The sequence below is a fragment of the Candidatus Megaera venefica genome (genome assembly GCF_034554655.1).
Classification (GTDB): Bacteria; Pseudomonadota; Alphaproteobacteria; order Rickettsiales; family Rickettsiaceae; genus Megaera_A; species Megaera_A venefica.
Genome location: NZ_JARJFB010000044.1, coordinates 1 through 11,688, shown reverse-complemented (window position 1 = coordinate 11,688; position 11,688 = coordinate 1). Strand labels below are relative to the sequence as shown.

The following is an 11,688-nucleotide window of genomic DNA, read 5'->3' as shown; positions in this document are numbered from 1 at the left end:
AAAAACAAAAATGGAGAAATAAAATGCCTTTAACACTAGGAAATGACCTAACAGGTTTAGTATCAAGAGAAGTAGATGCAGCTGGAAGCAAAGCAAGTGGCCTTGGTGCAAGCTTGACAACTGGTAACGATGTGTTCGTAGAAGTTGTTGATGCATTCCTTGGAAACTCACTAAGAGACGGCGAAGTCGTTCTTGGTGCAGTAGCTAAGAATACTGCATACAGTATCAACCTATTAACAATTACAGATGAATATTTAAAAACAATCGCTTCATCATTGCAAGATGGTTTAAAAACTATCGGTAGTGCTGGCCCATTATCTGCGGATAAACTTGCTGTGCTTCAGAAAAACTTAGGCGATAAAAGAGCTCAGGTAGCACTTTTGATCAACACTGCTGACTTTGATGGTAAAGGCTTGCTTAAAGGTGATGCTAAAGACATCCAAGTTCAGGTTGGTTTGAATGTAACTGATAAACTAGGAATCAAAGTTAATGACCTTAGTGGTGGTGCTTTGTTCAGGTCTTCTATTACAACAGCATTGAATAATGCAGTTAAAGCTAATATTGGTACTGCTAATGCTGCTGGCCTTGGAACAACATATTATGTTACTGCTAATGCAGCCACAGAAATGCAAGTAGATATTGATAACAATGTGAATCTATTCCATGCAGCTCTAACTGCTGCTGGTGGTAGTGGTTCTGGTGTTGCTATGACTGCTGCACAGTTCGGCAACTATATTCTAGCTTTATCTGATTCACAAAAAGCATTGCTAGATCAAATGGCTCCAGTTGGAAAGGCTTTTATTAATGCTAATGGTGGTGTAAACGTTCGTGGTTTTGCTGCTGGTGTTGCTGGAGATTTTGTAGCTCTGCATGGTGATGCTAACTCTTTGGCAGAAATAACAGCTATTTTAGCCGACGACGCTGCAACTAACATTTCTGTTGTAGGAAACGTTGCTAATCGTGTGCTTGCACAAGATGTATTCCAAAACGCTTTGAACTCAGTGCGTGCTGAACAAGCAGCTGTTTCAAATCAAAAAAGTAACGTTGTTGAAGCAGCTGACGCGCTCAGAGCAACAACAAATGTGACTCAGAAAGCAGCAGATTCATACCTAAAAACAGATTATGTATTAACTGCTCAGCAATATTCTGAAACTATTAGAACTATGGTTGCATCGATCACTTCGCTGCAAGCTGCTAATAAGATTCCAGAAGCTGCTCAAAGACTAATTGATGCTTTGGCTAGATAAGTTTTAGGCAATTTATTGGTTGTAATTAAAAAGGTCGGGACTTTTGTCTCGGCCTTTTTCTATGGATTACTTAGTAGTATCCCATACTTGATCCGGCAGCTCAGGCAACGGCATACGTCATACCGGACTTGATCCGGTATCTTAGGCAATAGAAGAAGATGCTGAATCAAGTTCAGCATGACGGTGAGGATATTAATCATCCCGGACTTGACCCGGTATCTTAGAGACAGCAGCGTACGTCATACCGGACTTGATCCGGTATCTCAGACAGCGGCATACGTCATACCAGACTTATTCGGTATCTCAAACAATGAAAGAAGATCCTGAAACAAGTTCAGGATGACGGTGAAGATATTAATCATCCCGGGCTTGACCCGGTATCTTAGACAGCAGCGTACGTCATACCGGACTTGATCCGGTATCTCAGACAATGGAAAAGAGATCCTGAAACAAGTTCAGGATGACGGTGAAGGTATTTCATCCCGGGCTTAACGCGGTATCTCAGACAATAGAGAAGATGCTGAAACAAGTTCAGGATGATAGAATACTACAGGGTCATACCGGACTTGCTCCGGTACTCGGGCAATGGAAAAGAGATCCTGAAACAAGTTCAGGATGATAGAATACTACAGGGTCATACCGGACTTCATCCGGTATGACTTTTATCTAGATTTGGAAATTGACGCTTCAGTTTTCTCAGCGACTCTATCAGTATGAGTTTTCTCTTTCGGCTCAGCCTTTTTCCCACCCACTTTGTCAACAAAGGATTTTTTAGCTTCATTGAAAGACTTTGATACCACTTGACCAGCCTCTTTCCAAGCGCCCTTTATTCCTGTCACCGCTTGCGCCGTTGTCTTTTCTCCTTTAAGCCAAGCCCCTATAATTTCAAACGTGCTTTTAAGGGCTTTTAGACCTTGGTCAAGAATAGCACCAGACACCTCTTTAGATGATTTACTAGCTTGGCCTATTGCATCACTTACTAATTTATCCAATTTATCAACTGAACTTTTACACACATTGCCAATTTGTTTTCTTAATTCTTTTGGAATAATACCGATTTCATCAAGGTTCTTATCAATCTTATCTTTAATTAATCCAAACGCTTGCTTTGCTTTACTACCCACAAGTAGCTCAACCCCATCAACCGCTTCCCCAATTTGGACTGCTACGGCTTTTTGTTGAGCTTGATTCAAGCCCAATCCTTCCAGACCATCAATCAGATTTTGTCCCATCTTTGCCATTTCTTTTGAGGCCGTATCCATTATAGATACTTGAATAGCATCAAATTGTTTCTTCATAACTTATCTCCTTAATTCAAGTTGAAATAGTATAAATTTAAAGTATCACTGGTGATGCTAGCATACCTAAGAAAGAACTAAAAAGAAAACTCATGAAAAAACCCAATGTTAGAAAAATCTGTGTGTTCTAAAATTTTCAACTATATTAAATCCCACTGGTATTATAGGGAGAATCATACTGGACTTGACGTGGTATCTCAGACATTGGAGAGTAGATCCTGAAACAAGTTCAGGATGACTACATTTATTGCTTATATACTATCATACCAGCCTCGATTCGATATCTCAGACAATGAAAGAAGATCCTGAAACAAGTTCAGGATGAAAGAATACTACATGGTCATACCGGGCTTGTTCCGGTATCTTAGGCAATGAAAAAGAGATCCTGAAACAAGTTCAGGATGACTGTGAGGGATGTCATACCGGGCTTAACCCGGGTTATCTCAGGCAATAAAAGGAGGTCGAGTCCAGGGTAACTTTACCACGTAGCATTAAGCCCCTAGGCGAAAAGCATACGAAGCCCAACAGGTTCAGGATGACATGTATGGATATTAATAAGGGGGTAAAATACTAATTAGTTCTGGTGTTGAAGCTTATTTTGTTTTACTTAGAAGCTGCTGCGCTTTCTAATTTTGCTTTTTCAACAACTCTATCAAGGTCAATTTGACTACAAATCCCAAGCAATACCGGGTCACGTTGACGAATATTTGTCATGTTCCAATGAGTGCGATCACGGAGAGCTGCAACAGTAGATTTGGTGGTGCCTATCAATTTTATTATATCAGAGTCTTTCACCTCTGGATAATTTTTCAATAACCAATAGATTGCATCCGGTTTATCCTGACGTCTTGCTATTGGAGTATATTTAGCTGTCTTTTTGGAACTCTTAGCGGAATCATAAGCAGAGCTAGTTTTGAGCTTAAGTATAGCTTTTGCGTCCTGCGCACAACGCTCAAGCTCATGTTTATCTAGCTGCCCCGTTGTTACTGGATCAATACCCATAACTCCGACAGCAACCTCACCATCAGCAATTCCTTTTACTTCAAGCTCGTGAACACCACAAAAATCTGCAATCTGTTTAAAAGTTAGCGCGGTATTTTCCACTAACCAAACTGCAGTTGCTTTAGGCATTAAAGGGTATTGTTGCTTCTTACTCATGCTCAAATTTATCCTTATATTTAAGAAATCCAGTTACCACGAAAAATACCCTCTTTATATATCAAAGTCAAACATTCTTATATCAAATTCCATTTTAATAATACCCTTTCCCAGTTTAAATCAGACTAATGAATTTTAGAGCGAGCTTGCACCGCGTATGCTTATACGAGAACACAAGCAAAACTCACGAAATTCGTTTGGATCATTTTACTGGGAAATGTTATGATACTCAGCAATTACAGGAGCGTGATCTGATGGTTTATCTTTTGTTCTGGTGTGGTAATCGATCTTACAGTCAACTAAATGAGCAACTGCATTACTAGTGGAAATTATGGAATCAATACGCATCCCCATGTTTTGTTCCAATGCACCGGCGCGATAATCCCACCAGGAAAACTCGTTTTTAGTTGGGTGCAATATCCGAAAGTTATCAACAAATCCTGAGTTTAATATTGTTCTTAGTTTTTTTTGCTCCTCATAAGTAAAGCAAGTTGTATCTTGGAGTTTAGCAGGATTGTAAACATCTATATCATAAGGAGCAATATTAAAATCAGAGCCGATGAATAACTGTTCCTCAAAGGATTTAGCTGACTGAATATAGTCCGTAAAGGCATCATAAAACTTTAGCTTATTAATAAATTTATCGCTCCCAACCTCTCCTCCATTTGGTGCGTATAAGGATATCACTCTAATGTACCCAATAGACGTTAAAAATGAGCACTCAATAAACCTTGCTTGGTCAGGAATTGGATTTTTATCAAAATTGTTTTTAATCTCATCTGCTGGAATTTTAGACAAGATAGCTACACCATTATAGGTTTTTTGTCCGTGTATGTAGAGATTATAGGGAAGATGGCTCAACTCATCAGACGGAAATTTATCTGTTTCACATTTAAGCTCTTGCAGACAAATAATGTCTGGGTCATTTGATTCAATAAATTCAAGCAAATGTTGTAACCTCATTTTAATTGAATTAACGTTCCAAGTAACAATTTTCAAGCTCATAATAAATCTTTTTGGCTACCATTTTGACAATCCGGGCAGAAGAAGGTTGATCTTCCTGACTGCTTTATTTTTTCTATCTTATGGCCACAAATATAACATGGCAAGCCTATTCTGCCATAAACATTTAGCTCTTGTTTGAAATATCCTGGCTTGCCGTCCACACCAACAAAGTCTCTTAATGTTGTTCCACCTGCTTTTATAGCTTTCTCCAGAACCTGTTTTATAGAACTAACTAGAGTATAGACTTCTTCTCTTGTTAGAGTGTTTGAAGGCCTTAGAGGATTAATTTTAGCCATAAATAGGCTTTCTGCAGCGTATATATTACCTACTCCAACAACAATCTTGTTATCCATAAGAGCTAGTTTTATTGCTATTTTTTTACTCAATAGTTTTTTAAGAAGATATTCTGTATCAAATTCTTCTTCGAGTGGCTCAGCTCCCAGTGTTTTTAAATAATGTTGATCACTTACCTGGTTACTAGGACTAATGTAAACCATACCAAATCTTCTTGCATCATTAAACACCAGCTGCTTACCGCTCTGAAGCCCAATAATTATATGATCATGTTTTTGCAACTGATAATTCTCCAGTTGAATGGTAATTCTCCCACTCATTCCAAGGTGATATGTAAGCACATAATCATTATTAAGGTAAATATTCAAATACTTAGCTCTTCGAGTTATATCTATAATTGTTGCGTTTATAAGATAGCTCGCCAAATCCTTTGTTAGTTCATACCGAAGCTTGTTCCTTCTTTGAGTATAATTAGTTATTTTGTCACCTATTATGTGCTCAGCTAGGTATAGCTTTAATGTTTCTATTTCTGCTAATTCTGGCATTTGAAGCTAATTCATTGATATAATATTTTAAGGGTGTTAGTTTTGCAAAATATAGCGGTATAAAATATAGGTCAAGCTTATGGATGAGAAAGATGATAAAAATTTTGGCTTTGAGAAAGTAACATCAAACCAAAAAAGGTTTCTGGTTGATGAAGTATTTTCTGATATAGCTAATAAATATGACCTAATGAATGATCTAATGAGCTTTGGTGTACATCGTCTTTGGAAGGATGAATTCTGTAGCCTGATTCCAAATTTGGCTGGGACGATATTAGATGTAGCTGGAGGTACTGGAGATATTGCCTTCCGAATTAAGACTAACGCAAAAAAACAAAATAAAGATCCTCATATTATAGTTTGTGATATAAACCAAGAAATGCTTAAAGTGTGTAGGGACAAAGCAATAGACAAAAATATTTTAAAAAAACTTGATATAATCGTGGGTGACGCAGAAAAACTTCCTTTCCAAGATAATAGCTTTGACTATTATACAGTTGCATTTGGTATTAGAAATATGCTGTCAATCGAAAAAACTCTTAGAGAAGCTTATCGAGTCTTAAAACCTACTGGCAAGTTTCTTTGCTTAGAATTTTCCAAGGTTCAGCATGACATTATGCGCCCTTTATATGATTTATATTCCTTCAATCTGATTCCAACAATTGGAAATTTTGTTACTAAAAATCAGGGAGCTTATAAATATTTAGCAGAAAGTATTAGTTTATTTCCAGATCAGGAGGATTTTAAAACCATGATTCAAACTGCTGGTTTTTCCGATGTAAGTTATAAAAATCTAACATTTGGCGTGGCTGCGATTCATCATGGTTTTAAATCTTAATTATGATAAAATTCATAAGATATATTCCTAAGGTAATACATCTATTATATATTTTAAGTAAGTATAGGGTCTTGACTGACTCTGGTCATTTTGAACTTCCCTTCTCATTAAAAGTCTTAGGTAGATTTTTTAGTATTATTTTATACCCAATTGGCTTATTTACTAAATCTAACCTAAATTTTGGTCAGCGTTTGGCAGGATTATTCCAATCTCTTGGTCCCATATACATTAAATTTGGTCAAACTTTATCTACAAGACCAGACTTAATCGGAACAGAAGTAGCAGATAGCTTGAAGTATTTACAAGATAAACTCCCTCCATTTAGCTACAGAATCGTTAAAGCAAGGATTGAAGAAAGATTTGGTCAAAAACTCTCTGATCTATTTGATTCGTTTGATGATACTCCTGTTGCTGCTGCTTCAATTGCACAGGTACATAAAGCGAAGCTAAAATCAGGCGAAATAGTTGCCGTAAAAATCTTGAGACCTAATATTGCACAAAAGTATGAAGAGGATATTGCTTTTTTAGAATATGGTGCCGAAGTAATTACTCGCTTTCTTAAAAAAGCAAAAAGATTAAGACCCAAAGAAGTTATGTCTGTGTTTAGGCAATCAATGAATTTAGAGCTTAATCTTCGCTCTGAAGCAGCTGCAGCTTCTAGAATCCTTGACAATTTTGCCAATGATTCATCTCTACACATTCCACGAATTTACTGGAATTTAACCCACGATGATATAATAACCTTAGAATGGATTGATGGCGTTTCAATTTATGACAGAGAAGCTATTAAAAAACTAGGCTTTGATCCAAAAGATATTGCAGCTAAAATTGCTGTGATATTCTTTAATCAGGCTTATAGAGACGGTTTTTTTCATGCTGACTTGCACCCAGGAAATATTCTAGTATGTCCTAATGGGAAAGTAGCATTAGTTGATTTTGGTATTATTGGTATCCTCGCAGAAGATGATCGGCTTGCTATTGCAGAAATACTTTATGCTTTCCTAAAACGAGATTACAAATTAGTGGCAGAAGTACATCAACGAGTAGGCTATATTCCAAAAGACACTAACCTAGAATATTTCGCTCAAAGCTGCAGAGCTGTTGCTGAACCAATTATTGGCATAGCTATAAAAAATATTTCGATAGGAAATCTTCTCGCTCAATTATTCAAGGTGACAGAAGAATACGGCATGGAAACACAGCCACAATTGCTATTACTACAAAAAACAATGGTGGTCGTGGAAGGAATTGGCCAAAGCCTTGATGAGGATATCAACATGTGGCTATTGGCAGAGCCTTGGATTAAAAAATGGGCAGCAAAAAACCTCTCGCCCGAAGCTAAGTTATTGCGTATGATCAAAAAAATACTTAATAAATTGGTGTAATAGAGTTATTGTATAGTGGTTTAATTTGGATTAAGTACTAGGGCGCAAGAAGCAAAGCCTATATACAACAATAAGAGAGCTACAAACAACAACGCACATAATTTAAAGTGAATTACTATAGTAAATTAACTTGATAGTAGGGACAGTTAATTTTAGAGCGAGGCTACGCAGCCTAGATTGCTAGGTGAGCACAGCCGAGATTCGCTAAATTGGCCGTCTCTACTTCAAGTTAAGAAACTATATATGATTATTGCTACCTGGAATATTAACTCTGTTCGCCTTCGCCTTGACTTGCTACAAAAACTATTTAACGCACAAGCACCAGACATTGTTTGTTTACAAGAAACAAAAGTGCAAGATGCGCACTTCCCTATCGAAGCATTAAAAGATATGGGTTTTAACCACATAGTATATTCAGGAGAAAAATCATATAACGGCGTTGCGATATTATCGAAATATGAAATCTCCGACAGTTTCTCTCTAGAGTTTTATAATAGTGACAAAAGACATATTTGTGCAAAAATTCATGACTTTGAATTACATAACTTCTATGTTCCAGCCGGAGGTGATGAACCAGATACTCTGATCAACCCTAAATATAAACATAAGCTAGCATATGTAGAAGCAATGGAGCAATGGTTTGCTTCTAACCGCCTTAAGAGTGACAACCTAATTTTAGTGGGAGACCTAAATATCGCTCCTCTTGAACATGACGTTTGGTCATCAAAACAACTATCAAATGTCGTAAGTCATACGCCATTTGAGAGAACCGCTTTAATTAAATTACAAAATTCGTTTGATTTTGTTGATACGGCTAGAAAATTTGTTGACCCAAGTCAAAAATTTTACAGCTGGTGGAGTTATAGAAACCGTGATTGGAAAAAATCAAATCGCGGAAGAAAATTAGATCATATTTGGGTGTCAAAACCACTTGAATCTAGATTACAGAACATTGTCTTATATAAAGAAGCAAGAGATTGGGATAGACCTTCAGATCACGTACCTTATATAGCCAATATAGCATAAATTATGAAACCAAACACTGAGATCCTGAATTTATTTTTCAGGATCTCAGCCAACGAAAGAAGATACTTACGTCAAGACAGGCATGACGGATATACTTCTAACAAACAAGGTTGCTCTATGATACCAAAACCAGTCTCGATATATATTCATTGGCCATTTTGCTTATCATTGTGCCCATACTGCGATTTTAACTCTCATGTATCAGATTCCATAAATCATAATACTTGGTTAGAAGCCTATAAAAAAGAGCTGTCTTATTTTGCAGATAGAATTGCCACACGGCCAGTAAAATCAATTTTCTTTGGTGGGGGCACTCCTTCTCTTATGGAACCAAAAACAGTTCTGGGAATAATTTCTGCGATTTCAGATATCGCTTTAGTTGATAAACACACTGAAATTACACTTGAGGCAAATCCAACTTCATATGAGTTAGAAAAGTTCAAAGAATTTAAAGCAGCTGGGATAAACCGAGTCTCAATTGGCGTTCAGTCTCTAAGAAATCAAAGACTTGAATCTCTTGGCAGAAAACACTCAGCACAGAATGCGTTAGATGCAATTAAATCTGCAGCAAATTTATTTGACAAATATTCGTTTGACTTAATATATGCTACTGAAAATCAGAGTTTAAAGACCTGGCAAGAAGAGCTAAAAGAGGCTCTAAAATTCGCCGGAGGGCATATTTCTTTATATCAATTAACCATAGAAAAAGGCACACCCTTTTTTAAGCTTTATAAAGACAAGAAACTGACCCTACCCTCAAATGATGAGGCTGCCGATATGTATGAATGGACAAATGAATATTTGCAGAAAAATCAATATAAACGCTACGAAATTTCAAACTACGCAATAAGTGGGCACGAGTGCTTACATAATTTATGCTACTGGAATTATGATGAATATATAGGTATTGGCCCAGGTGCCCACAGCAGGTTACATGATAAAGATAATATAATAGCATTAATGACGGCTCACAAACCGCAAACTTGGCTTGATAAAGTCAAAGAATTTGGCCACGGTATCCAAACACACAATCTTCTTTCAAAAACAGAAATTATAGAAGAAATTATGATGATGGGTACCCGTTTAGAAGAAGGGGTAAGTGAAAAAAAGTTTCAAGGAATTACCAAAGTGGGCTTTTCACAGGTCTTGAACCTTGAAGTTGTAGAACAATTAAAGCAGCAGAATTTTGTAACCATAGGGCATGGCCGGCTAAACTTAACTCCAAAAGGATTATTGTTACACAGTTATATTGTTCCCAGAATGCTTACGTAATCTATTAATGCCATTTTTGGAAACAAAACACGTGCCATTTTGACTCTGTTCTGAAAAGTATAAAAGATTTACAATCTACTTGACAATAATATTAATATACATTAAGCTGATAACTAATTCTTATTAAATTTTAACAACAAAACTAAGAAAAAATTATGGCTAAAGCACAAGGTCCACAAAAGCTAGGGTATTTAGAAAAGCTAGAATACGGTATAAATTTTTTTACAACTGCAACTAAGCATTTAAGTAATATAGCACTACCATTGCAAGATGGTTTAAAGACTATCGGTAGTGCTGGCCCGTTGTCTATAGATAGGCTAGCAGTACTGCAGAAAGACTTAAATAATGCAAAAGATGAAGCTAGTTTATTAATAACTACAGCAGATTTTGATGGTCAGTACATATTTGCCGATTGGTTAAGTAATGGTAAATTATTTAGATCTTCTGTTACTACTGCTCTTAATAAATGGATTAAGTCGCAAGAAGATCCAATTAGTGTAACTACATATTATCATCAAGCGAAATCCTATAAAACTGACGTTTTAAAGAACGCAAATTTATTTTTCAAAGCTGTTACTGATGATGGTGGTAGTGGTAATATTATGACATCTGTTCAATTTGGAAATGCAATATTTGCCTTAAGCCCTACATTAAAAAATTTGTTGGCTAGTGTAGCACCTTTTGCAAACGCCGCTTTAGCAGCTAGTGGCGGCTTTGAAGGTTCAACTGCTGTTCAAATAGCTGCAATAGTAAATAATGGTGGTAAGGTAGATATAGTTGGTAATGGCAACAATAATGTTGATGAATTAGCTTCTTTATTTTCTGACAACGCAGCAACACTTATTTCTACACATGCAATGCCACAAAGATTATTAGCTCAGGATGTAATGCAGAATGCACTGGTTCAGACAAGAATTATATCAAAATGTTATCTTGAGCACAGAGAGAATTCTCATATAAAACATGAAGTATATGAGAATACACCATTACCTGAAGGTATAGTTGAGTTGGTTGGAGAATATACATATACTGAATATTAATCTACAAAGCTATAATCTAAAAATTAGAATTATTCGTTTTTAATCATAAATGTGAAATAATCTTTTAATTGGATTGTACTGGCCTCTAAAACAGAAGTCTTAAGTAATGAGTCTGCGCCATCTAAGCGCACTAAAAAGTCCCTCCGTCAAAACTCTCCCCGCCTGAATTAACAAGGGGTTTCATGTCATAAACAGCTTACAAAATCCATAAGAAAATGGTATAATTACCGCATAAAGCTTACGGATTTTAAAATTATGCCTATAGAAAATATTACTTTTCTCCAAAAACAAGAAAGGTTATTTGAAGAGAAATTATCTACAAAACTAAATCCTAAAAACAAGTTATATAAACTAAGGGATTTAGTAAATTGGTCTGAACTTGAAGCCAGAGCATTGCCTAACATTGAAATCAAGCAATTTGGTAGAAATAAGAAAGATCATAGAGTAATGCTAGCACTATCAATGCTTCAAGCTATGTACAACGGTTCTGATTCGTTTACGGAGGAAGAGCTAAAGGAAAATATTTATTGGCAATATTTTTGTGGTTATGAATATTTGCAGCAAGATCTTGATGTGTCTGAAG

General features: G+C 36.3%; 11 protein-coding genes. 7 read left to right on the top strand and 4 right to left on the bottom strand.

What is annotated here, in order from left to right:
• A partial coding sequence (locus Megvenef_RS03830) for a hypothetical protein (RefSeq protein ID WP_322776668.1) occupies nucleotides 1-1,247 on the top strand: 1,247 nt, incomplete at its 5' end.
• 662 nt (nucleotides 1,248-1,909) lie between these two features.
• On the opposite strand, the gene Megvenef_RS03825 is transcribed toward Megvenef_RS03830, so the two are convergent.
• The 4 genes from Megvenef_RS03825 to mutM form a co-directional block, all read right to left on the bottom strand.
• Nucleotides 1,910-2,545: a hypothetical protein gene (locus Megvenef_RS03825; RefSeq protein WP_322776667.1), complete on the bottom strand. Its 636-nt coding sequence runs from the start codon at nucleotides 2,543-2,545 to the stop codon at nucleotides 1,910-1,912.
• 603 nt (nucleotides 2,546-3,148) lie between these two features.
• The gene (locus Megvenef_RS03820; protein ID WP_322776666.1) at nucleotides 3,149-3,703 is read right to left on the bottom strand and encodes a cell cycle transcriptional regulator TrcR; all 555 of its coding nucleotides are present in this window, start codon (nucleotides 3,701-3,703) and stop codon (nucleotides 3,149-3,151) included.
• Between the two features lie 207 nt (nucleotides 3,704-3,910).
• Nucleotides 3,911-4,702: an exodeoxyribonuclease III gene (gene xth / locus Megvenef_RS03815; RefSeq protein WP_322776671.1), complete on the bottom strand. Its 792-nt coding sequence runs from the start codon at nucleotides 4,700-4,702 to the stop codon at nucleotides 3,911-3,913.
• Between the two features lie 2 nt (nucleotides 4,703-4,704).
• On the bottom strand, nucleotides 4,705-5,547 hold the full coding sequence (mutM, locus tag Megvenef_RS03810; RefSeq protein ID WP_322776665.1) for a bifunctional DNA-formamidopyrimidine glycosylase/DNA-(apurinic or apyrimidinic site) lyase: 843 nt from the start codon (nucleotides 5,545-5,547) through the stop codon (nucleotides 4,705-4,707).
• A 79-nt stretch (nucleotides 5,548-5,626) separates the two neighbouring features.
• Between mutM and ubiE the strand changes: the two genes are divergently transcribed.
• From ubiE to Megvenef_RS03780, 6 genes are all read left to right on the top strand, one after another.
• Nucleotides 5,627-6,382: a bifunctional demethylmenaquinone methyltransferase/2-methoxy-6-polyprenyl-1,4-benzoquinol methylase UbiE gene (gene ubiE, locus Megvenef_RS03805; protein ID WP_322776664.1), complete on the top strand. Its 756-nt coding sequence runs from the start codon at nucleotides 5,627-5,629 to the stop codon at nucleotides 6,380-6,382.
• 2 nt (nucleotides 6,383-6,384) lie between these two features.
• Nucleotides 6,385-7,767: a 2-polyprenylphenol 6-hydroxylase gene (gene ubiB / locus Megvenef_RS03800; protein ID WP_322776663.1), complete on the top strand. Its 1,383-nt coding sequence runs from the start codon at nucleotides 6,385-6,387 to the stop codon at nucleotides 7,765-7,767.
• Between the two features lie 243 nt (nucleotides 7,768-8,010).
• Complete coding sequence (gene xth / locus Megvenef_RS03795; protein ID WP_322776670.1) at nucleotides 8,011-8,793, top strand: exodeoxyribonuclease III; 783 nt, start codon at nucleotides 8,011-8,013, stop codon at nucleotides 8,791-8,793.
• Nucleotides 8,794-8,910: 117 nt separating this feature from the next.
• A complete protein-coding gene (hemW, locus tag Megvenef_RS03790) occupies nucleotides 8,911-10,065 on the top strand; it encodes a radical SAM family heme chaperone HemW (protein ID WP_322776669.1) in 1,155 nt (384 codons plus the stop codon).
• A gap of 155 nt (nucleotides 10,066-10,220) precedes the next feature.
• Complete coding sequence (locus Megvenef_RS03785) at nucleotides 10,221-11,105, top strand: hypothetical protein (RefSeq protein WP_322776662.1); 885 nt, start codon at nucleotides 10,221-10,223, stop codon at nucleotides 11,103-11,105.
• Nucleotides 11,106-11,360: 255 nt separating this feature from the next.
• On the top strand, nucleotides 11,361-11,688 hold a 328-nt coding region (locus Megvenef_RS03780), incomplete at its 3' end, for a transposase (protein ID WP_322776028.1).

What these genes read in the sequence shown, in the direction of transcription:
- Megvenef_RS03785 (WP_322776662.1), top strand. Translation starts at nt 10,221, where the DNA reads ATGGCTAAAGCACAAGGTCCACAAAAGCTAGGGTATTTAGAAAAGCTA.
- ubiB (WP_322776663.1), top strand. Translation starts at nt 6,385, where the DNA reads ATGATAAAATTCATAAGATATATTCCTAAGGTAATACATCTATTATAT.
- hemW (WP_322776669.1), top strand. Translation starts at nt 8,911, where the DNA reads ATGATACCAAAACCAGTCTCGATATATATTCATTGGCCATTTTGCTTA.
- Megvenef_RS03825 (WP_322776667.1), bottom strand. Translation starts at nt 2,545, where the DNA reads ATGAAGAAACAATTTGATGCTATTCAAGTATCTATAATGGATACGGCC.
- xth (WP_322776670.1), top strand. Translation starts at nt 8,011, where the DNA reads ATGATTATTGCTACCTGGAATATTAACTCTGTTCGCCTTCGCCTTGAC.
- Megvenef_RS03820 (WP_322776666.1), bottom strand. Translation starts at nt 3,703, where the DNA reads ATGAGTAAGAAGCAACAATACCCTTTAATGCCTAAAGCAACTGCAGTT.
- ubiE (WP_322776664.1), top strand. Translation starts at nt 5,627, where the DNA reads ATGGATGAGAAAGATGATAAAAATTTTGGCTTTGAGAAAGTAACATCA.
- mutM (WP_322776665.1), bottom strand. Translation starts at nt 5,547, where the DNA reads ATGCCAGAATTAGCAGAAATAGAAACATTAAAGCTATACCTAGCTGAG.